Source organism: Seohaeicola nanhaiensis, from assembly GCF_042654245.1.
GTDB lineage: Bacteria > Pseudomonadota > Alphaproteobacteria > Rhodobacterales > Rhodobacteraceae > Seohaeicola_A > Seohaeicola_A nanhaiensis.
On the sequence record NZ_JBHSGI010000009.1, the window covers coordinates 85,434 to 104,331 of the forward strand.

The 18,898-nt window shown below is 67.4% G+C and carries 22 protein-coding genes; 10 read left to right on the plus strand and 12 right to left on the minus strand.

The genetic code is table 11. The features are described 5' to 3' along the window. Positions 1–3: 3 nt before the first annotated feature. The 4 genes from ACFO5X_RS10715 (at position 4) to ACFO5X_RS10730 (ending at position 3,877) form a co-directional block, all read left to right on the plus strand. On the plus strand, positions 4–540 hold the full coding sequence (locus ACFO5X_RS10715; RefSeq protein ID WP_380717434.1) for an RNA polymerase sigma factor: 537 nt from the start codon (positions 4–6) through the stop codon (positions 538–540). Then, the gene (locus tag ACFO5X_RS10720) at positions 537–2,531 is read left to right on the plus strand and encodes a vWA domain-containing protein (protein ID WP_380717435.1); all 1,995 of its coding nucleotides are present in this window, start codon (positions 537–539) and stop codon (positions 2,529–2,531) included. The genes ACFO5X_RS10715 and ACFO5X_RS10720 overlap by 4 nt, the downstream gene beginning before the upstream one ends. A gap of 153 nt (positions 2,532–2,684) precedes the next feature. Beyond that, positions 2,685–3,266 (plus strand): TetR/AcrR family transcriptional regulator, encoded by a 582-nt coding sequence (locus ACFO5X_RS10725; protein WP_380717436.1) that lies wholly within the window; start codon positions 2,685–2,687, stop codon positions 3,264–3,266. Next, positions 3,263–3,877, plus strand: coding sequence for a pyridoxamine 5'-phosphate oxidase family protein (locus tag ACFO5X_RS10730; protein ID WP_380717437.1), 615 nt, complete (start codon positions 3,263–3,265; stop codon positions 3,875–3,877). The genes ACFO5X_RS10725 and ACFO5X_RS10730 overlap by 4 nt, the downstream gene beginning before the upstream one ends. A gap of 58 nt (positions 3,878–3,935) precedes the next feature. Here the strand turns inward: ACFO5X_RS10730 and ACFO5X_RS10735 are convergent, their stop codons facing one another. The 6 genes from ACFO5X_RS10735 to ACFO5X_RS10760 form a co-directional block, all read right to left on the minus strand. After that, the gene (locus tag ACFO5X_RS10735) at positions 3,936–4,403 is read right to left on the minus strand and encodes an Hsp20 family protein (RefSeq protein WP_380717438.1); all 468 of its coding nucleotides are present in this window, start codon (positions 4,401–4,403) and stop codon (positions 3,936–3,938) included. A gap of 145 nt (positions 4,404–4,548) precedes the next feature. Beyond that, on the minus strand, positions 4,549–5,364 hold the full coding sequence (locus tag ACFO5X_RS10740; RefSeq protein ID WP_380717439.1) for a trypsin-like serine peptidase: 816 nt from the start codon (positions 5,362–5,364) through the stop codon (positions 4,549–4,551). Positions 5,365–5,433: 69 nt separating this feature from the next. Then, positions 5,434–6,726 (minus strand): glycolate oxidase subunit GlcF, encoded by a 1,293-nt coding sequence (glcF, locus tag ACFO5X_RS10745; RefSeq protein WP_380717440.1) that lies wholly within the window; start codon positions 6,724–6,726, stop codon positions 5,434–5,436. 11 nt (positions 6,727–6,737) lie between these two features. Further along, complete coding sequence (locus tag ACFO5X_RS10750; protein WP_380717441.1) at positions 6,738–7,103, minus strand: hypothetical protein; 366 nt, start codon at positions 7,101–7,103, stop codon at positions 6,738–6,740. Continuing rightward, positions 7,094–8,218, minus strand: a complete 1,125-nt coding sequence (locus ACFO5X_RS10755) for an FAD-binding protein (protein WP_380717443.1) — start codon at positions 8,216–8,218, stop codon at positions 7,094–7,096. The genes ACFO5X_RS10750 and ACFO5X_RS10755 overlap by 10 nt, the downstream gene beginning before the upstream one ends. A 63-nt stretch (positions 8,219–8,281) precedes the next feature. Beyond that, entirely contained in the window at positions 8,282–9,730 is a 1,449-nt protein-coding gene (locus ACFO5X_RS10760; RefSeq protein WP_380717444.1) for an FAD-linked oxidase C-terminal domain-containing protein, read from the minus strand. 97 nt (positions 9,731–9,827) lie between these two features. Between ACFO5X_RS10760 and ACFO5X_RS10765 the strand changes: the two genes are divergently transcribed. Both ACFO5X_RS10765 and ACFO5X_RS10770 read left to right on the plus strand, forming a co-directional pair. Then, positions 9,828–10,538 (plus strand): DUF599 domain-containing protein, encoded by a 711-nt coding sequence (locus ACFO5X_RS10765; RefSeq protein WP_380717445.1) that lies wholly within the window; start codon positions 9,828–9,830, stop codon positions 10,536–10,538. A 56-nt stretch (positions 10,539–10,594) separates the two neighbouring features. Next, positions 10,595–10,927, plus strand: coding sequence for a hypothetical protein (locus ACFO5X_RS10770; RefSeq protein WP_380717446.1), 333 nt, complete (start codon positions 10,595–10,597; stop codon positions 10,925–10,927). 2 nt (positions 10,928–10,929) lie between these two features. Here the strand turns inward: ACFO5X_RS10770 and rlmH are convergent, their stop codons facing one another. From rlmH to ACFO5X_RS10785, 3 genes are all read right to left on the minus strand, one after another. Next, complete coding sequence (gene rlmH, locus ACFO5X_RS10775) at positions 10,930–11,400, minus strand: 23S rRNA (pseudouridine(1915)-N(3))-methyltransferase RlmH (RefSeq protein ID WP_380717447.1); 471 nt, start codon at positions 11,398–11,400, stop codon at positions 10,930–10,932. 46 nt (positions 11,401–11,446) lie between these two features. Next, positions 11,447–11,836, minus strand: coding sequence for a ribosome silencing factor (rsfS, locus tag ACFO5X_RS10780; protein ID WP_380717841.1), 390 nt, complete (start codon positions 11,834–11,836; stop codon positions 11,447–11,449). 150 nt (positions 11,837–11,986) lie between these two features. Continuing rightward, entirely contained in the window at positions 11,987–13,336 is a 1,350-nt protein-coding gene (locus ACFO5X_RS10785; RefSeq protein WP_380717448.1) for a mechanosensitive ion channel family protein, read from the minus strand. Between ACFO5X_RS10785 and ACFO5X_RS10790 the strand changes: the two genes are divergently transcribed. From ACFO5X_RS10790 to leuD, 4 genes are all read left to right on the plus strand, one after another. Then, on the plus strand, positions 13,335–13,568 hold the full coding sequence (locus ACFO5X_RS10790) for a hypothetical protein (RefSeq protein ID WP_380717449.1): 234 nt from the start codon (positions 13,335–13,337) through the stop codon (positions 13,566–13,568). The two genes, ACFO5X_RS10785 and ACFO5X_RS10790, sit on opposite strands and share 2 nt — an antisense overlap. A 248-nt stretch (positions 13,569–13,816) precedes the next feature. Beyond that, entirely contained in the window at positions 13,817–15,220 is a 1,404-nt protein-coding gene (gene leuC / locus ACFO5X_RS10795) for a 3-isopropylmalate dehydratase large subunit (protein WP_380717450.1), read from the plus strand. Positions 15,221–15,273: 53 nt separating this feature from the next. After that, positions 15,274–15,792, plus strand: a complete 519-nt coding sequence (locus ACFO5X_RS10800; RefSeq protein WP_380717451.1) for an HdeD family acid-resistance protein — start codon at positions 15,274–15,276, stop codon at positions 15,790–15,792. 61 nt (positions 15,793–15,853) lie between these two features. Then, a complete protein-coding gene (gene leuD, locus ACFO5X_RS10805; protein ID WP_380717452.1) occupies positions 15,854–16,459 on the plus strand; it encodes a 3-isopropylmalate dehydratase small subunit in 606 nt (201 codons plus the stop codon). A gap of 39 nt (positions 16,460–16,498) precedes the next feature. On the opposite strand, the gene ACFO5X_RS10810 is transcribed toward leuD, so the two are convergent. The 3 genes from ACFO5X_RS10810 to ACFO5X_RS10820 form a co-directional block, all read right to left on the minus strand. Further along, positions 16,499–17,023: a hypothetical protein gene (locus ACFO5X_RS10810; RefSeq protein ID WP_380717453.1), complete on the minus strand. Its 525-nt coding sequence runs from the start codon at positions 17,021–17,023 to the stop codon at positions 16,499–16,501. A gap of 111 nt (positions 17,024–17,134) precedes the next feature. After that, positions 17,135–18,358: an argininosuccinate synthase gene (locus ACFO5X_RS10815; protein WP_380717454.1), complete on the minus strand. Its 1,224-nt coding sequence runs from the start codon at positions 18,356–18,358 to the stop codon at positions 17,135–17,137. Positions 18,359–18,433: 75 nt separating this feature from the next. Continuing rightward, positions 18,434–18,766 (minus strand): Hpt domain-containing protein, encoded by a 333-nt coding sequence (locus ACFO5X_RS10820; RefSeq protein WP_380717455.1) that lies wholly within the window; start codon positions 18,764–18,766, stop codon positions 18,434–18,436. Between the last annotated feature and the right edge of the window lie 132 nt (positions 18,767–18,898).

The window sequence follows — 18,898 nt, forward strand, 5'->3', positions numbered from 1 at the left end:
CGCATGGTGACAAGCGAAGAGGATCTTGCCCGGGCGGCGGCGGGGGGTGATGCGGCGGCCTTTGGGGCGCTGCTGGAGCTGCGCTATGACGGGCTGTTCCGCCTCGCCTTTCGCCTGACCGGGAGCCGTGCCGAGGCGGAGGATCTGACGCAGGACATCTGCGCGGCGCTTCCCGCCAAGCTGGCCGGGTACCGCAGCGAGGCGCGGTTCGGCACCTGGCTGTATCGTGTCGCGGTGAATGCGGCGCATGACCGGAGGCGGCGGCAGGCCAGTGCGCGCAAGGCGGCGGACGGCTGGGGCGACTGGGAGCTGGCGCGGCAGGCCGAGATGGCCGAGACGGCGGCGCAGATCGACTGGCTGACCGCCGCGATGCGCGCCCTGCCCGATGACCTGCGCGACACGCTGGCGCTGGTGCTGGACGACATGAGCCACCGCGAGGCGGGCGAGGTACTGGGCATCAGCGAAGGCACGGTCAGCTGGCGGGTCTCGGAGGCCCGCAAACATCTGCGCGCCCTGCGCGCGACGGAGGATCAGCGATGAGCGACGATCTTGACGACCTGAAGGCGGCGATGAAGGCCGCGACGCCGGCCCCGGATGCCGCGAGGAAGGCTGCGCATCTGGCGCTGGCGCAGAAAAATTTTGCCGATCTCCAAGGATCGCGGGAGGAGGCGCGTCCTAAGTCCGATCGCCCCGGTTGGGGCCTCTGGACAGGAGCACGTCAGATGTTGAATTTCATGACCACCCGCGGCGGATTGACCGCAACCACCGCCCTTGTCGCCATCGGGTTCGTTTCGCTGACCCCGCTGGGCGAGCGGCTGCTGACCCCGCGCGATGTGTCCGAGGTGATCGGCACGCGGAGCGCGCCGGAAGTGGAACCTGTCGCAGCCAAGCCCGAGGCGGCGCGCGCCCGGGAAGAGGTGCAGGCGCTGGCGGACAGCGACTCGGCGGTGGAATCGGCCCCCGTCATGGGCGGCGCGGTCAGCGCCGAGGCGCCGCCGCCGCCCGCAGCCGCGCCGATGCCGGGGCGGCTGGCCAATCCGTCGGACCGCATGTCGCGCGGGGTGCAGCTGAACGTGGCGCCGATGGCGGAATACGCCCGGCCGATGCCGGGCGACATGATCGCGCCGCCCGAGCAGGATACCGAAGCCTTCGCCAATGCGAAGCAGAACCCGCTGAAGATCACGGCGGAGGAGCCGGTTTCGACCTTCTCGATCGACGTCGACACGGCCTCGTATTCAGTGGTGCGCAATTCGCTGACCAACGGGATGCTGCCGCCGCCGGATGCGGTGCGGGTCGAGGAGATGGTGAACTATTTCCCCTATGACTATGCCGCGCCGGAGGCCGGGCAGGCGTTCCGGCCGACGGTTTCCGTCAGCCCGACGCCCTGGAATGCGGGCACGAAGATCGTGCAGATCGGCATTCAGGGGGCAATGCCCGCCATTGCCGACCGCCCGGCGCTGAACCTGGTGTTCCTGGTCGACACCTCGGGGTCGATGGAGGCGCAGGACAAGCTGCCGCTGCTCAAGCAGTCTTTCGCGCTTATGCTGGGCCAGCTGCGGCCCGAGGATCAGGTGGCCATCGTCGCCTATGCCGGGAGCGCGGGCGAGGTGCTGGCGCCGACGAAGGCGAGCGAGCGGGACACGATCCTGGCGGCGCTGAACCGGCTGTCGTCGGGCGGGTCGACCGCCGGGCAGGAAGGGTTGCAGCAGGCCTATGCCGTGGCCGAGAGCATGAAGGCCGAGGGGGAGGTGAGCCGGGTGATCCTGGCGACGGATGGCGATTTCAACGTGGGGCTGTCGGACCCCGAGGCGCTGAAGACCTATATCGAGGGCAAGCGGAAGAGCGGCACCTATCTCAGCGTGCTGGGCTTCGGGCGCGGCAATCTGGACGATGCGACGATGCAGGCCTTGGCGCAGAACGGCAACGGCACGGCGGCCTATATCGACACGCTGTCGGAGGCGCAGAAGGTGCTGGTGGATCAGCTGTCGGGCGCGCTGTTCCCGATTGCGGATGATGTGAAGATCCAGGTGGAGTTCAACCCGGCGACGGTCGCCGAATACCGGCTGATCGGCTATGAGACCCGCGCGCTGAACCGCGAGGATTTCAACAACGACAGGGTGGACGCCGGCGATATCGGCGCGGGCACTTCGGTGACGGCGCTCTATGAGATCACGCCGGTGGGGTCGCCCGCGCAGCTGACCGAGCCGCTGCGCTATCAGCCGGCGGGTGTGGCGCAGGGCGATGCAGAGGAACTGGGGTTCCTGCGGCTGCGCTACAAGGCGCCGGGCGAGGCGACCAGCCAGCTGATCGAGATGCCGATCACCGCCGATCTGCCGCCCCAGGGCGACGCCGGCTTTGCCATCGCCATCGCCGGGTTCGGGCAGCTGCTGCGCGGGTCGTCCTATCTGGGCGACTGGAGCTGGGGCGACGCGATTGCGCTGGCCAATGCGAACAAGGGGGCGGACCCCTACGGCTATCGCGCCGAGGCGGTGCAGCTGATGCGCCTCGCGCAGAGCCTTTCGGCGCGGTAACCTCCCCAGCCGCGACGGAAGGCCGAGGCCCGGACGCCACCCCGTCCGGGCCTTTTTCCGTTTGCGCGGCGATTCCGTGCGGTTGCGGTGGGGGTTGCATTACCGAACGATCAGTATAAAACTCCTGCACGTGATCCAAAGGAGGTGCCTACGATGGCCCGGCCCCGCACAATCGAGGAACCCGACCTGATCGCCGCTCTGGCGCGGGTCTTTGCGACCTATGGCTATGACGGCGCCTCGCTGGCGCATCTGGCGCAGGGGACGGGGTTGCAGCGGGCGAGCCTGTATCACCGGTTTCCCGGCGGCAAGGCGCAGATGGCGGAAGAGGTGCTGAAGGCGGTGGGCGACTGGGTGGAGGCCGAGGTTGTCGCGCCCCTGTGTGGCGCGGGGCCGCCGCGCGAGCGGCTGACGCGGGCGCTGGGAGCGTTCAACAGGCTCTATGAAGGCGGAACGCGGGCCTGCCTGCTGAACATGCTGTCGGCGCCGGGGGCGGGTGACGAACCGCTGCGCCCGGCCATCGGCGCGGCCTTTGACACCCTGACGGCGGCCTTTGCCCATCTGGCCCGCGATGCCGGGCAGCCGGTCGCGGCGGCGCAGGCCTTTGGCGAGCGGGCGGTGATGCTGGTGCAGGGCAGTCTGGTGATGTGCCGGGGCACCGGGCGGACCGCGCCGTTTGCAAACGCCCTAACCCGGATCGAGGGCGATCTTTTCCCCCGGATGGAGGCCCTGTCATGACCGAGAGATACCGCGCGACCCTGTTCGGACCCGATGTGCGGGCGGCGCAGAGCGACATGGGCACCGCCCATCTGTGGACCCGCGACCTGGAGGCGCGGGGCGACCAGACCGACCGGCTGGGCGAGAACGAGGCTGCCTTCATTGCCGCGCGGGACAGTTTCTATATCGCCAGCAACGGCAATGACGGCTGGCCCTATCTGCAGCATCGGGGCGGGCCGGTCGGTTTTCTCAAGGTGCTGGATCCGGGCACGCTGGGGTTCGCGGACTATCGCGGCAACCGGCAGTATGTAAGCCTGGGCAATGTCGTGCGGGACGACCGGGTGTCGCTGTTCTTCATGGATTACGTGCGCAAGGCGCGGCTGAAGCTGCTGGGGCACATGCGCGCGGTGGATCTGGCGGGTGACGAGGCGCTGCGCGAAAGGCTGCGGGATCCGGACTATCCCGGCCGGGCCGAGCGGGGGTTCGTGATCGCGGTCGATGCCTTCGAGTGGAACTGCCCGCAGCACATCGCCCAGCGGTTCACGGTGGAGGAGATGATGCCGGTGCTGGCGCCGATGCAGCAACGGATCGACGAGCTGGAGGCGCAGCTGGCGGCACTGGCGCCCGGCTGACGTGAAAAGGCCCGGGCGGATGCTCCCGGGCCTTGTACTATTTACCAACCTATGCGGTTCAGTTGACGGCCTTGGCCTCGACCACGTCCTTTTCGAGCGCCTTCTGGCTGGCGATCTCGATGCGGCGGGGTTTCAGGGCCTCGGGCACTTCGCGCTCGAGGTCGATGTGGAGCATCCCGTCGGCATGGGTCGCGCCGGTGACCTTCACATGGTCGGCCAGGTGGAAGCGACGCTCGAACGCGCGGGTGGCGATGCCACGGTGGAGGTAGGTGCGCGGGGTCTCGTCCTCGGCCTTGCGGGCAGAGACGACGAGAGCGTTTTCCTTGACCTCGACCATCAGGTCGGCCTCGGAGAAACCGGCGACCGCGATGGTGATGCGATAGGCATCGGCGGCGGTCTTTTCGATGTTATAGGGCGGGTAGGTCGGCTGGCTGACCTCGGTGGTCAGGATCCGGTCCATCAGGTCGGCGAACTGGTCAAAGCCGACGGTGGCACGGTGCAGCGGAGCAAAATCGAAGGTACGCATGAGTGATCCTCTTTCTAGAGCGATATCTGGTTTGCCCTCCGGACTCGGACGGGCGGTTTTGCGGTGACGGGGCCCTGCAGAGGCACCCCGACAGCCTTCAGATGGGAAAGGCGCGGACGGGTTTCAAGACCCCGTTCGCGCGCCCTTACGGCTTGACGAATTTCGCGCCTGTGGCGTGGCGGCCGTCGCCCACGGTCACCCGCGCGGTGCGCGGCGGCGGGGCGGTGTTGAACCCGGCCCCGGCGGCGAGATCGGCCATCAGGGTGGCCAGCGGCTGTTCCAGTTCGGTGCCGAGCGAGACGCGCTGGCCCTTGACCTCGGCCTTGGCCGAAACGACCGAGACGATGCGCGGCTCGCCCTGTTCGAAGCTGAAGATCGGCGCGCCGGACGAGCCGAAATCGACGTTGCAGGACATGACCAGAACGCCCTGCTGGCGGGCCATGACGTTGCAGACCTCTTGCAGGGCCGGGGCATCGGCGCGGTCGTGGGCGTAGGAGACGATGCCGATGCGGTCGCCCTTGGCGGGGCGGGTCGCGGTCTTGAACGGCACGACGGTGGTGTTGCGGATCGGGTGCTGGAGTTCGAGCAGGGCGACGTCGTTCCGCACCCGGTCGGGCGAGACGTCGCCGTCGAAGACATAGGCCGGATGCACCACGGCGCGGCGGACCTGGCGATAGGCAGAGGCGCGGCCATTCCGCCAGCCGGCGAGGAATTCGACGCTGGCCGGGTCGATCCGGGCCTTGGTGCGCTTGTCGAACAGGCAGTGCGCGGCGGTCAGCACGAGATCGGGCGCGATCAGCGCGCCGGTGCAGAAGCCGGTGCCGTTGATGTCGAGCCGGCCTACCGCCTCCCAGGCGCGCCCGGCCTCGGTGGTTTCCAGGCTTTCCAGCCGTGAATCTGCGCCCGCCGTCATGGGCAGGGCCATCGCCAGCAAGATCGCGAACAGTCGCCGCACTGTCATTCCTTCGATGCCGTTCCTGACCGCCTTGCGTAGCCACGCCTTGGGGCGAAAATGCGGCGTGTTTCGGGTTTAGCTTTGAAGGCCGTCCAGGGCACGCGGTTTCGGCCCGCCGGTCGCCCAGTCGAGCAGTTCGACCGTGTGGACGATGGGGGTCTGAGTGCCCGCCCCGATCTGCATCATGCAGCCGATATTGCCGGCGGCGATCACATCGGGCTGTTTCGCCTCGAGCGTCTGCACCTTGCGGTCGCGCAGCTGGGCCGAAATCTGGGGCTGGAGCAGGTTGTAGGTGCCGGCCGAGCCGCAGCAGAGGTGGCTGTCGGCGGGTTCGACGACGCGGAAGCCGGCGCGTTTCAGCAGGTCCTTCGGGTGCGACTTGATCTTCTGCCCGTGCTGGAGCGAGCAGGCCGCGTGATAGGCGACGGTCAGGCCCTTGTCGGCGCCCTCGGGAAGGCCCAGCGCCACCAGCACCTCGGAAATGTCGCGGGCGATGGAGGAGACGCGCGCGGCCTCGGGCGCGAGCGGCGTGGTGCGGAACATGTGGCCGTAATCCTTGACCGTGGTGCCGCAGCCCGAGGTATTGATGACGATGGCGTCGAGCCCGCGCTCCATCTCGGCAGTCCAGGCGCGGATATTCCTTTCGGCCGTGGCGCGGCTTTCATCGCTGCGGCCCATGTGATGGGTCAGCGCACCGCAGCAGCCGGCGCCCTGCGCCACCACCACCTCGGCGCCCAGTCGGGTCAGCAGGCGGATGGTGGCGTCGTTGATGTCGGTATTCAGCGCCTTCTGGGCGCAACCGGTCATCAGGGCGACGCGCATCCGCGTCCCGTCCTTGGCGGCGAAGGTCTGGGGGTCGTCGTTGCGGCTGACCGGCGGAATGCGTTTCGGCGCCATGTCGAGCATCGCGCGCAGGCGCGGGTCGGGCAGGAAACGGCGGAACGGGCGGCCGATCTTCGCGCCCAGCAGCGCCAGGCGGAAGCGGCCCGGGTAGGGCAGGATTCGCGCCAGCAGCCAGCGCAGGGCGCGGTCGGCGAGCGGCCTCTGGTAGCGTTCCTCGATATAGGCGCGGGCGTGGTCGACGAGGTGCATGTAATGCACGCCGCTGGGACAGGTGGTCATGCAGGCGAGGCAGGACAGGCAGCGGTCGATGTGCTTGACGGTTTTCTCGTCCGGCACCCGCTCGTTCTCCAGCATGTCCTTGATCAGGTAGATGCGGCCGCGGGGGCTGTCGAGTTCGTCGCCCAGCACCTGATAGGTCGGGCAGGTGGCGGTGCAGAAGCCGCAGTGCACGCAGGCGCGCAGGATCTCGTTGGCGCGGGCGGTGGCCGGATCGGTCAGCTGGGCCGGGGTGAAGGTCGTCTGCATCGGGTGTCCTGTCAGGTAAAGAACGCGGGGACGATCAGGGCTGTGACGCCGGCCGCGATCAGGAAGGCGAGCAGGCGCGCGCCGATCCCGGCCTGCGCGCCCGCGAACAGCCGCCAGCCCAGCGCGGCCAGCGCGCCGCAGCCGAGCGGCGCGGCGGCGGAGAAGAGGATCAGCGCCTCGAACCCGCGCGACATGCCGCAGCCGGCGGCATCGCTGGTGCAGGGCGTGGTGCTCCATCCGTAGAACAGCGCGGCGAGCAGCGCGGCCCCCGCCGCGAAGAGGGCCAGCGCAACCCAGGCGCGGCGCACCAGCGCCACGGCAAGGCCCGCGGCCAGCCCGAGCCCGCCCGCGCCCAGCATGCCGACGATCAGGTCCATGCGGCGGAGGCCATCAGGCCGGGGTTGAGGATGCCCCTGGGGTCGAACCTCTGGCGCAGGCCGCGGGCCAGTGCGGCGAGCGGGGCGGGTTCTGGGTGGAAGCGGGGAATGCCGTTGCCGCTGCCACGCACCCGCATGGGATGTCCCGGGAAGGGGCCGAGATGGGCGCGCAGGTCGGTGCCCTGCGGCACCATGGCCCAGATCAGCGCGCCGCCCCAGTCGAGCATGACCTGCGCGCCCTCGGGCAGTCGGGCGACCAGTCCGGGCGCGTCCGAGGGTTTGACGTGCAGCCGCCAGACGTCCCCTGCCCCGCCGGCAAAGCGCTCCACATCGCGGAACCAGGGCCAGTCGGTGGTTTCGCTGGTGGCGGTGTCGACCGCGCCGAAACGGGCGAGGTGGTCTTTCAGCCGGCCGAGGCGATAGGTGACGCTCTCGGCCATCCCCTCGATCCGCAGCTGCGTCGACGGCTGGTCGTTCGACGACAGGTCGGTGTGGCAGGCCGCCGTCACCTCCCAGGGCGTGCCCAGCGCGGCGCTCATCGCCTGCACGGCCTGGGCGACGTTCAGCCCGTCGATGGAGAGCACGCCGGCGACCTCGGGCCGGGGCAGCACCTTCAGCGAAACCTCGGTCAGCACGCCGAGGGTGCCGTGGCTGCCGGCCATCAGCTTCACCAGGTCATAGCCGGTGACGTTCTTCATCACCCGCCCGCCGTTCTTCACCACATGCCCCGCGCCATCGACGAAGCGCACGCCCAGCAGGCTGTCGCGGCAGGCCCCGAAAAAGCTGACGCGCCGAGGGCCGCTGGCGTTGGTGGCGACGACGCCGCCGATGGTGCTGGTGCCACGGGTGCCCAGCAGGGCGCGCAGGTCGGGCGGCTCGAAGGCGAGGCGCTGGCCTTCGGCGGCCAGCGCGGCCTCGATCTCGGCCAGCGGGGTGCCGGCGCGGGCCACCAGAGTCAGCGCGCCGGGTTCGTAGAGCGTGATGCCGGAAAGCCCCGTGGTGTCGAGCGCCTCGCCCGCCACCGACAGGCCGCGCGTGCCGCCGCCGCGGATCGCCAGCGGCCCCTGCGCCGCCTTCAACAGTTCGCTCAGATCGTCTTCTGTCTCTGGCCGCATGGTCTTCTCTGGTTTCCAAATACCTCGGGGGGGCCGCCCGACGGGCGGCGGGGGCAGAGCCCCCTACTCTGCCGCCATCCGCAGGGCGCGCCGTGCCTCTGACGCGGCAAGCGGGAAGACCTTCGCCGGGTTCAGCAGCCAGGCGGGGTCGAAGACGTCTTTCACCGCCATCTGCGCCTCGAGATCCGCGGGCGCGTATTGATGCACCATCAGGTCGCGCTTTTCGATCCCCACGCCATGTTCGCCGGTCAGGCAGCCGCCCGCCTCGACGCAGAGTTTCAGGATCTCGGCGCCGAAGGCCTCGCAGGTTTCCAGGTCGCCGGGTTTGTTGGCGTCGAAGAGGATCAGCGGGTGCATGTTGCCGTCGCCGGCGTGAAAGACGTTGGCGACCTTGAGGCCGAAGGTCTCGCTCATCTCGCCGATCCGGCGCAGGACCATCGGCAGCGAGGACACGGGAATGGTGCCGTCTAGGCACATGTAGTCGTTGATCTGGCCCATCGCGCCGAAGGCGCTCTTGCGGCCGAGCCAGATGCGGCCGGCCTCGTCGGCGTCCTTCGCCTCGCGCAGTTCCACCGGGTTGTGGCGGAGGGCGATGTCCTTGATCAGAGCCAGTTGCGCGTCGATCTCGGCCGGGCTGCCTTCGACCTCGACGATCAGCAGCGCCTCGCACATCGGATAGCCGGCGTGGGCGAAGGCCTCGCAGGCCTCGATACAGGGGCGGTCCATGAATTCGATGGCCACGGGCAGGACGCCGGCCTTGATGATGTCGGAGACGCAGGCGCCCGCAACCTCGTTGCTGTCATAGCCGATCAGCACGGGGCGCGCGCCTTCGGGTTTGGGCAGGATGCGCAGGGTCGCCTCGGTCACGACGCCGAGTTGCCCTTCCGATCCGCAGATCACGCCCAGCAGGTCGAGCCCCGGGGCGTCGAGATGGGCGCCGCCGATCTCGACCACGGTGCCGTCCATCAGCACCAGCGTGACGCCCATCAGGTTGTTGGTGGTGACGCCGTATTTCAGGCAATGCGCCCCGCCCGAGTTCATCGCGATGTTCCCCGCGATGGCGCAGGCGAGCTGCGACGAGGGATCGGGGGCGTAGAAGAAGCGTTCTTCCTCGACCGCGCCGGTGACCGAGAGGTTGGTGCGCCCGGTCTGCACCCGGATGAAACGGTTGTCGTAATCGGTTTCCAGCACCGCATTCATGCGGGCGACGCCGAGGATGACAGAGTCTGCCGTCGGCAGCGCGCCCCCGGCCAGCGAGGTGCCCGAGCCGCGCGGCACGACCGGCACGCCCATCTCGTGACAGATGCGGAGGATGTCCGAGACCTGTTGCGTCGTCGTGGGCAGCACCGCCAGCAACGGCGGGCAGCGGTAGGCGGTGAGCGCGTCGCATTCATAGGCCCGCGTCTCGGCGACATCGGAAATCACCGCCTCGCGGGGCAGGACCTTCAGCAAACGCTCGACCAGGGCGGATTTCCTGGCAAGAATGGCTGCATTGGGGATGGGCATGTCCATGACGCTCTCTCCCGATGTTGCGCCAGATTTGGTAAAGTTTTATGACCAGTTTCCCGGTTTAGCAAGCTGGACGCGAAGGGAATGGAGTATTTCTAGCATGACCTGGGCCGAACGGCTGAGCATTTTTTCCGCCGCAGACCTGGCCGCGCTGGGGCTGCTGGCCGTGCTGTGGCTGTGGATCGACTGGCGGATCGAGAACCACGGGGCCAAACGGGTGTCGGTCTCGGTGCTGATGGAGGGGTTCCGGCGCGAGTGGATGCGGGTGATGCTGGCGCGCAATCCGCGCATTCTGGATTCGCAGATGCTGGGCATCCTGCGGCAGGGCACGGCGTTCTTCGCCTCGGCCGCGATGATCGCGATTGGCGGCGGGCTGGCGCTGATCGGCAATACCGAGCAGCTGGCGGGCGTCGCCGCCGATCTGACGGCCGCGCGGGTGCCGGCGATCGTCTGGGAGGTCAAGATCATCGTGATCCTGCTGTTCCTGGCCAATTCCTTTCTGAAATACGTCTGGGCGCACCGGCTGTTCGGCTATTGCGCCGTGCTGATGGCGGCGGTGCCGAACGAGGTGGACGACCCGATGGCGGTGACGCGGGCGGAACAGACGGCGGCGCTGTCGAATACCGCCGCGCGCAGCTTCAACAAGGGGATGCGGTCGACCTATTTCGCACTGGCCTCGGTGGCCTGGCTGCTGGGGCCGCTGGCGCTGGCACTGGCGGCGGTGACGACCGCCGGGCTGCTGTGGCGACGCGAGCTGGGGTCGCAGTCGCGCGCAATCCTGCTCAAATCGCCTCCGTCCACGCGAGTGTGATGCCGCGAGGTGCCCGGATCGGCTAGACTGCGCCCATGCTTTGCCGAATTGCGTTCATGGCCTCGGTTGCCGCCTGCCCCGCCCTTGCCGATGCGCCGGTGATCCGTGCGGTCAAGGCCGAGCACAAGGGGACCAGCTGGCGGTTCGATGTGACGGTGACGCATCCCGATACGGGGTGGGCGCATTACGCGGATGCTTGGCGGATCGTCGATGCCGCGGGAAACGAGCTGGGCCTGCGGATCCTGGCGCATCCGCATGAGACGGAGCAGCCCTTCACGCGGTCGCTGTCGGGGGTGGAGATCCCGGAGGGCACGACCGAGGTCTGGGTCGAGGGGCGCTGTCTGGTCGACGGATGGAGCGGCGAGCGGTTTCCGGTCCGGCTGAAGTAGCGTCAGGCCCGGTGATAGGGGCCGCCGGCGAGGATCGTCGCGGCGCGGTAGAGCTGTTCGGAGAGCATCACGCGCACCAGCATGTGCGGCCAGACCATCGCGCCGAAGGAGAGCGCGAAATCGGCCTCGGCGCGCAGGGCGGGGTCGAGTCCGTCGGCGCCGCCGATCAGGATGGCCACGTCCTGGCGGCCGGTGTCACGCCAGCCGGCGAGCGTTTCGGCGAATTTCGGGGAGGTCAGGGTCTTGCCGCGTTCGTCGAGGACGCAGAGCAGCGCGCCTTGGGGCGCGGCGCGGCGCAGGAGGTCGGCCTCGGCCGTCATACCGCCGCCCTTGCGGTCGTCCACCTCGGCCAGTTTCGCCGGGCCAAGGCCAAGCGGCCGCCCGGTCCGGTCGAAGCGGGTGAGGTAATCGTCGATGAGAGTCTTTTCGGGTCCGGCACGCAAACGGCCGACCGCGCAGATGGTCATGCGCATTCAATCAGGCCCTTCCCACCGCGCGGGGGCGGTGCCGGCGGATGGGTCAGGCGTTGGGCGCCTTTGGCATCCACATCTTTTCCAGCTGGTAGAACTCGCGTACTTCCGGCCGGAAGATGTGGACGATCACATCGTCCGCGTCGATGAGGACCCAGTCCCCGATGTCCTTGCCCTCGACCCGGCAGATCAGGCCGAAGTCCTGCTTGAGACGGTCGGTCATGTTCTGCGCGATGGCCGCGACCTGACGGGTGGACCGGCCCGAGGCGATCACCATGTAGTCGCCAATGGACGACTTGCCGCGCAGGTCGATCTGCACGATGTCTTCGGCCTTGTCGTCATCGAGGGAAGAGAGGATGTGCGCCAGAAGCGTCTCGCTGTCGGGTGCGGTTTCGGCCGCCAGATATGCGGCCCGATCGTCAGCGGCAGGTGCCGCCAGGGTGTTGAGTGTCAGAACGTCGTCCTCCTTTGGGGTGCGCCGAATGACAACCCGCGGCGCCGGGTATGGCTTCAACTTAGCAATTCCGATGTGTCATTTCAATGAAACGGTCGAATGTCCCCGCGGTTCCGCGGGAATTGGCACGTGGCGTCAATCCGCGACCTCGCCGCGGCGCGGGCGGGTTTCGAGGGTGGAGCCTTCGAGCACGCGCACCTCGCGCTGGGGGAAGGGGATCGAGATCTCGTTCGCCTTGAAGGCGTCCCAGAGCGCCAGATAGACCTGCCCCTTGATGTTGGTCAGACCGCCGGCCGGGTCGGCGATCCAGAAACGCAGCACGTAGTCGATGCTGCTGTCGCCGAAACCGGTGATGTGACAGACGGGCCGCGCGGGGTGAGACAGGACGCGGCCGACGCTTTCGGCCGCCTCCACCGCGATCTTGCGCACGGCGTGGGGATCGTCGGCGTAGGAGGTGCCGAAGAACAGGTCGAGCCGGACGTAGGCGTCGGAGTAGGACCAGTTCACCACCTGGGAGGTGATCAGATCCTCGTTCGGGATCAGGTATTCCTTGCCGTCGCGGGTGACGACCGAGACATAGCGCGCGCCGAGGCTGCCGATCCAGCCGAAGGTGTCGCCGAGCGAGATCACGTCGCCCGGCTTGATGGACTTGTCGAGCAGGATGATGATGCCGCTGACCAGGTTCGAGACGACCTTTTGCAGGCCGAAGCCGATGCCGACGCCGATGGCGCCCGAGAGCACGGCGAAACCGGTGAGGTCGACGCCCAGCGCGCGGATCGCCACCAGCGCGACGATGCCGTAGACCAGCACCTGCACCGCCTTGGTGGCGAGCACGGCCATCGAGGGGGAGATATCCTCGTTGCGGGTAAAGGCGCGGCCGGCGCGGTTGGTGATCAGCCGCGCGAGGGCCAGCAGGACGGTGATCAGCACCGCCGCCTGAAGCAAGGTCAGCAGCGAGAGGGAGACCTTGCCGACCGTCAGCGAGGCGTCGTCCAGGATGCGCGCGAAATCGTCGGCGAGGCCGAGGGCGAAGAGCGTGCCGTAGATCCAGAGGCCCCAGGCGATGATCCGGCGCAGCGTGGTGTTGCGCACGAAGCGGGTGAGCAGGCCGACCAGCACCCAGACGGTGACGATGGAGGCCGCGACGCCGACCAGGTAGCTGCGCGAGGGCCAGGTGACGTATTGCATGACCCCGTAGACGGCCCAGGCGAGAAGGGCGTAGAAGATCAGGCCGAGCCGCTGGCGGATCTGCACCAGCAGGCGCAGGCGCCACTTGGGCCAGCCTTCGCGGCTGCGGGCCCAGGCCTCGAGCCGGGGGCGGGCGATCCTTTGCAGAAGCCAGGCCACGGCGATCAGGCCGAGGATGATGGCCAGCTGGTATTGCCGCCAGCCGGGCAGCAGGATCAGCTCGAACTGGGTCACGAGCAGCGACCACACATCGCCGAGCAGGGTCGAGATCGTGGTCTGTCCGAAGAATTCGTCCATGCGCCTCCTGCCTTTGGGTCAGGATGCACCGGATGGGGAGGCCGGGCAAGATGGCGGTTTTTGCGGTGGTTTTCCCGGTATTGCGGTGAAGCGCGCAACCTTGGTGGTCGGCGCGTATGTGAACCTGAATGCGTCGGTCGGCACCGTCCCGGTTTCCGCCTCGCTGCTGTTGCCGGTGGCGGGTGTCGGCGCGATGGCGCAAGCGGGCCTGAGGCCTTCGTCCGGGCTTTGAAGGCCGCCCTGACCCGGGCGGCCTTTTTCGTGGGGCGCTGACGGCTCTTGATCGGCGGGCGGGACAGGCGTATCTGCCCTTGTCATGAGCCGTGTATTCGACATTGCCGATCATTCGCGCCTGCCCTGGCGCTTTTATGGTGCGACCCGCGCCATTCTGGCGCGCGGCTGACGCGCCTGCTTCCCTGACGGGACCGCCACCGGCTTGCGCCGGAAAGCCATTGCTTCCGACATTCGAGGAAAGAACCGATGTCCCCCAAGACGCTCTACGACAAGATCTGGGATGCCCACGTTGCCCATGAGGCCGACGACGGCACCTGCCTTCTGTATATCGACCGCCATCTGGTGCATGAAGTCACCAGCCCGCAGGCCTTCGAGGGTCTGCGCATGGCGGGCCGCAAGGTGCATGCGCCCGACAAGACCATCGCGGTGCCGGACCACAACGTGCCGACCACGCTGGACCGCGCCAATGCCAAGACCATGACCGAGGACAGCCGTATCCAGGTCGAGGCGCTGGACAAGAACGCGAAGGACTTCGGGATCCACTATTACCCGGTTTCGGACATCCGTCAGGGGATCGTCCATATCGTCGGGCCCGAACAGGGCTGGACCCTGCCCGGCATGACCGTGGTTTGCGGCGACTCGCATACCGCGACGCATGGCGCATTCGGCGCGCTGGCGCATGGGATCGGGACCAGCGAGGTCGAGCACGTGCTGGCCACGCAGACGCTGATCCAGAAGAAATCGAAGAACATGAAGGTCGAGATCACCGGCAAGCTGCGCCCGGGTGTGACCGCCAAGGACATCACCCTGTCGGTGATCGGCGCCACCGGCACGGCCGGCGGCACCGGTTACGTCATCGAGTATTGCGGCGAGGCGATCCGCGATCTGTCGATGGAAGGCCGCATGACCGTCTGCAACATGGCGATCGAAGGCGGCGCCCGCGCCGGCCTGATCGCGCCGGACGAAAAGACCTATGAGTATGTGAAGGGCCGCCCCCATGCGCCGACCGGCGACCAGTGGGAGGCCGCGCTGGCGTGGTGGAAGACGCTTTATTCCGATGACGACGCGCATTGGGACAAGGTCGTGACGCTGAAGGGCGAGGATATTGCGCCCGTCGTGACCTGGGGCACCTCGCCCGAGGACGTGCTGCCGATCACCGCCAAGGTGCCCTCGCCCGAGGATTTCCAGGGCGGCAAGGTCGGCGCGGCGCAGCGCTCGCTGGACTACATGGGGCTGACGCCGGGAATGCCGTTGTCGGATGTCACCATCGACACGGTGTTCATCGGCTCCTGCACCAACGGGCGGATCGAGGATCTCCGCGCCGCGGCCGAGGTGCTGAAGGGCAAGAAGATCAAGGTCAAGCGGGCCATGGTCGTTCCCGGCTCGGGCCTCGTGCGGGCGCAAGCCGAGGAAGAGGGCCTGGCCGAGATCTTCAAGGAGGCCGGGTTCGAATGGCGTCTGGCCGGATGCTCGATGTGCCTGGCGATGAACCCGGACCAGCTGGCGCCGGGCGAGCGCTGTGCCTCGACCTCGAACCGCAACTTCGAGGGGCGTCAGGGCTACAAGGGCCGCACGCACCTGATGTCGCCCGCGATGGCGGCGGCGGCGGCGGTGACCGGCAAGCTGACCGACGTGCGCGAGATGATGTGAAACGGGGGCGTGGGGGAGACCCCGCGCCCTTCCCTTGATCAGGAGATCGGAACATGAAGGCATCCACGGCACTTTTGGTAATCGGCGTCCTGCTGATTTTCGGCGGCATTCTGGCCCTGGCCAACCCGCTGGCGGCCTCGATCGCGGTGACCACGCTGGTGGGCGCGATGTTCCTGGCCTCGGGCGTGCTGCAGGCCTGGTTCCTGTTCCGCGATCCGGGCGCGCAGCACCGGCTGTGGAACGGACTTGTCGCGCTGCTGACCATCGTGGCGGGCGTCTGGCTGCTGACCAATCCGCTGGAGGGCACCGTCTCGCTGACGCTGATCCTGGGCGTGGTCTTCCTGATCATGGGCGTCATGCGCCTGCTGATCTCGTCGCGGCTGTCGGGCACGCCGTTCTTCTGGCTGATGCTGCTGTCGGGGCTGGCTTCGGTCGCCATCGGCCTGCTGGTCTTCACCGACTTCCAGAGCGCGGCGACATCGCTGCTTGGCATCCTGCTGGGCATCCAGCTTCTGGCGGAGGGCGCGGGCCTTGCCGCCATCGGCCTCTTCAGCCGCCGGCTCGACCGCTAGGTCGGGCGCTTCCCTTAACCCCAGTCGACGGGTACGAACCCGGAGACAAGGAGACTGAACCATGGAAAAATTCACCAAACTGACCGGGATTGCGGCGCCGATGCCGCTGGTCAATATCGACACCGACATGATCATCCCGAAGCAGTTCCTGAAGACGATCAAGCGCTCGGGTCTGGGCGTGAACCTGTTCGACGAGATGCGCTACGACCGCGAGGGCAACGAGATCCCGGATTTCGTGCTGAACAAGCCGCAGTATCGCGAGGCGCAGATCCTCGTCGCGGGCGACAACTTCGGCTGCGGGTCGTCGCGCGAGCACGCGCCCTGGGCGCTGGCCGACTTCGGGATCAAGTCGGTGATCTCGACCAGTTTTGCCGACATCTTCTATAACAACTGCTTCAAGAACGGCATTCTGCCCATCGTGCTGCCGAAAGAGGCGGTGGATGTGCTGATGAAGGACGCCGAGAAGGGCGCGAATGCGCGCATCACGGTGGATCTGGAAGCGCAGACAGTCAGCACCTCGGACGGCGAGGTGTTCCACTTCGAGCTGGACAGCTTCAAGAAGCACTGCCTGCTGAACGGTCTGGACGATATCGGCCTGACGCTGGAAAAGGCCGCGTCGATCGACGCTTTCGAGGCCAAGGCGGCGGCGGCCCGTCCCTGGGTGTGATTTTCCGGCGGGCCGGACCTGTCCGGCCCGTTGCCCCGCTCAGGTGACGCGGAAAGCGCGCCTGATATCGTCCAGTGCCTCGCGGTGCTTCTGGTTCAGTCCGGATTCGCCGAGGGTGGACTGGACCAGCCGCAACAGCGGCTCGAACGCCGACGCCCCGGACATCTTGTAGAGCTTGCGTGACATCCGGGTGATCGCCGGCGCCGCGCCGCCACATTCGTTCATCAGCCAGCGGCCCAGCACGACCATTTCGCCGACATCGGTTTCGCCGAGTCCCAGCACCGATTGCGCCTGCACGACCAGAGCGTTGCGCTGCTGCTGCGTGGGCAGGTCGTCCAGTTCGAGGAAGGCCGTGGCAATCGCGACGGTGGCAAGGTTGGGGTCTTCGATGCATTCGACCGGGTGCACGTTGGTCTTGCGCCGGAACCCGAACCGCCGGGCCGCGAGGCGGACGTCGTTTGCCACATCCATCAGTTCGGTCGCGACATGGGCCGCATTGCGCGCCCGGAGGATGAAAAACGCGGCGGCGGCTATGGAGCCCAACAGGGCAATTATGAACGGCATCGGTAAATCCGCGACATCAGAATATCCGGCAAACTATGGCGCCGACGCGGATGTCGTCCAGATCAAATGATGGGACGGGCCTCCGGTGATCCGGGGGCCCGTTTTCTTCGATCAGCCGAGCCGGCGCTTGCGGGCGGCGAGCAGGCGGAGGCGCAGGGCGTTGAGCTGGATGAAGCCCTGGGCATCCTTCTGGTCGTAGGCGCCGAAGTCTTCCTCGAAGGTCACGTGCTTTTCGGAATAGAGCGAGCGGTCGGACCAGCGGGCGACGGTGCGGGCAGAGCCCTTGTAGAGTTTCAGGCGGACGGTGCCGTAGACGTTTTCCTGGCTCTTGTCGATCAGCGCCTGGAGCATCTCGCGTTCCGGGGAGAACCAGAAGCCGTTGTAGATCAGCTCGGCATAGCGCGGCATGATCGAGTCCTTGAGGTGGCCCGAGCCGGAGTCCAGTGTGATCTGTTCGATGCCACGGTGCGCCTCGAGCAGGATGGTGCCTCCGGGGGTTTCGTAGAGGCCGCGGGACTTCATGCCGACGAAGCGGTTTTCGACCAAGTCGAGAATGCCGATGCCGTGCTTGCCGCCCAGTTCGTTCAGGCGGGTCAGGATCGTGGCGGGCGACATCGCCTCGCCGTTCAGCGCGACGGCATCGCCCTTTTCGAAAGTGATCTCGATCATCTCGGGCGCGTCGGGCGCGTCTTCGGGGCGGGTGATGCGCTGGAGCACGTAATCGGGCGCTTCCTCGGCCGGGTTTTCCAGCACGCGGCCTTCGGAGGAGGTGTGCAGCAAGTTGGCGTCGACCGAGAAGGGCGCCTCGCCGCGTTTGTCCTTGGCGATCGGGATCTGGTTCTGTTCGGCAAATTCCAGAAGCTTGGTGCGGCTGGTCAGATCCCACAGCCGCCAGGGGGCGATGACCTTGATTTCGGGGTTCAGCGCGGCGGCGGCGAGTTCGAAGCGGACCTGGTCGTTGCCCTTGCCGGTCGCACCGTGGGCCACTGCGTCGGCGCCGGTTTCGGCGGCAATCTCAACCAGCCGCTTGGAGATCAGCGGGCGGGCGATGGAGGTGCCGAGCAGGTATTGCCCTTCGTAGAGCGCGTTGGCGCGGAACATCGGGAAGACGAAATCGCGCACGAATTCCTCGCGCACGTCTTCGATGTAGATGTTCTCGGGCGCAATGCCCATCAGCTCGGCCTTTTTGCGGGCCGGTTCCAGTTCCTCGCCCTGGCCGAGGTCGGCGGTGAAAGTCACCACCTCGCAACCGTATTCGGTTTGCAGCCATTTCAGGATGATCGACGTATCGAGGCCACCGGAATAGGCCAGCACGACTTTTTTGGGCGCGGACATGCAACGTTCCTTGGATAACGGGTCGGCAGCGGGTTATCCGGTTTTGCCCAGCGGGGCAAGCATCGCCCGCAGCGCCTAGCCGGCCAGCTGTGACGGCAGTTCGGCGAGGAAGAGGGCGCGCGACAGTTCGAACCCGGTGAGGATTTCGTGCAGGTTCACCTCGGCCGGGCGGCCCGTGGCGGCGCAGCGTTCGCCCTGCTGGCAGAGGGCGGAGAAATGGGCGAAGCCGAGGTTCATCGCGCTGCCCTTGAGGAAATGCAGGTCGGATTCCAGCCGCGCCGGATCGGGGTCGGCGCGCAGGCGGGTTGCCACCTCTTCCACCTCGGCGAGGAAGAGGTCGACGACCTCGGAAAAGTCGTCTTCCCCGATCTCGTCGCGCAGCTGGTGGACCCGGACCCATTCGATCATGCGCCGGAGTCTGGCCTGGGATCCGTGAAGGTGGCGTTAAGCGCAGCCCGGTGGCGCGGACAATTTTAGGGTTCAGCCGGTGTTAAGATTGCTGAGCGATGACATGGGCACTGCAACCCTTGTCACGGCGGT

Coding starts and splice junctions, on each gene's coding strand:
- ACFO5X_RS10715 (WP_380717434.1), top strand. CDS start 4: ATGGTGACAAGCGAAGAGGATCTTGCCCGGGCGGCGGCGGGGGGTGAT.
- ACFO5X_RS10720 (WP_380717435.1), top strand. CDS start 537: ATGAGCGACGATCTTGACGACCTGAAGGCGGCGATGAAGGCCGCGACG.
- ACFO5X_RS10725 (WP_380717436.1), top strand. CDS start 2,685: ATGGCCCGGCCCCGCACAATCGAGGAACCCGACCTGATCGCCGCTCTG.
- ACFO5X_RS10730 (WP_380717437.1), top strand. CDS start 3,263: ATGACCGAGAGATACCGCGCGACCCTGTTCGGACCCGATGTGCGGGCG.
- ACFO5X_RS10735 (WP_380717438.1), bottom strand. CDS start 4,403: ATGCGTACCTTCGATTTTGCTCCGCTGCACCGTGCCACCGTCGGCTTT.
- ACFO5X_RS10740 (WP_380717439.1), bottom strand. CDS start 5,364: ATGACAGTGCGGCGACTGTTCGCGATCTTGCTGGCGATGGCCCTGCCC.
- glcF (WP_380717440.1), bottom strand. CDS start 6,726: ATGCAGACGACCTTCACCCCGGCCCAGCTGACCGATCCGGCCACCGCC.
- ACFO5X_RS10750 (WP_380717441.1), bottom strand. CDS start 7,103: ATGGACCTGATCGTCGGCATGCTGGGCGCGGGCGGGCTCGGGCTGGCC.
- ACFO5X_RS10755 (WP_380717443.1), bottom strand. CDS start 8,218: ATGCGGCCAGAGACAGAAGACGATCTGAGCGAACTGTTGAAGGCGGCG.
- ACFO5X_RS10760 (WP_380717444.1), bottom strand. CDS start 9,730: ATGGACATGCCCATCCCCAATGCAGCCATTCTTGCCAGGAAATCCGCC.
- ACFO5X_RS10765 (WP_380717445.1), top strand. CDS start 9,828: ATGACCTGGGCCGAACGGCTGAGCATTTTTTCCGCCGCAGACCTGGCC.
- ACFO5X_RS10770 (WP_380717446.1), top strand. CDS start 10,595: ATGGCCTCGGTTGCCGCCTGCCCCGCCCTTGCCGATGCGCCGGTGATC.
- rlmH (WP_380717447.1), bottom strand. CDS start 11,400: ATGCGCATGACCATCTGCGCGGTCGGCCGTTTGCGTGCCGGACCCGAA.
- ACFO5X_RS10790 (WP_380717449.1), top strand. CDS start 13,335: ATGCGCCTCCTGCCTTTGGGTCAGGATGCACCGGATGGGGAGGCCGGG.
- ACFO5X_RS10785 (WP_380717448.1), bottom strand. CDS start 13,336: ATGGACGAATTCTTCGGACAGACCACGATCTCGACCCTGCTCGGCGAT.
- leuC (WP_380717450.1), top strand. CDS start 13,817: ATGTCCCCCAAGACGCTCTACGACAAGATCTGGGATGCCCACGTTGCC.
- ACFO5X_RS10800 (WP_380717451.1), top strand. CDS start 15,274: ATGAAGGCATCCACGGCACTTTTGGTAATCGGCGTCCTGCTGATTTTC.
- leuD (WP_380717452.1), top strand. CDS start 15,854: ATGGAAAAATTCACCAAACTGACCGGGATTGCGGCGCCGATGCCGCTG.
- ACFO5X_RS10810 (WP_380717453.1), bottom strand. CDS start 17,023: ATGCCGTTCATAATTGCCCTGTTGGGCTCCATAGCCGCCGCCGCGTTT.
- ACFO5X_RS10815 (WP_380717454.1), bottom strand. CDS start 18,358: ATGTCCGCGCCCAAAAAAGTCGTGCTGGCCTATTCCGGTGGCCTCGAT.
- ACFO5X_RS10820 (WP_380717455.1), bottom strand. CDS start 18,766: ATGATCGAATGGGTCCGGGTCCACCAGCTGCGCGACGAGATCGGGGAA.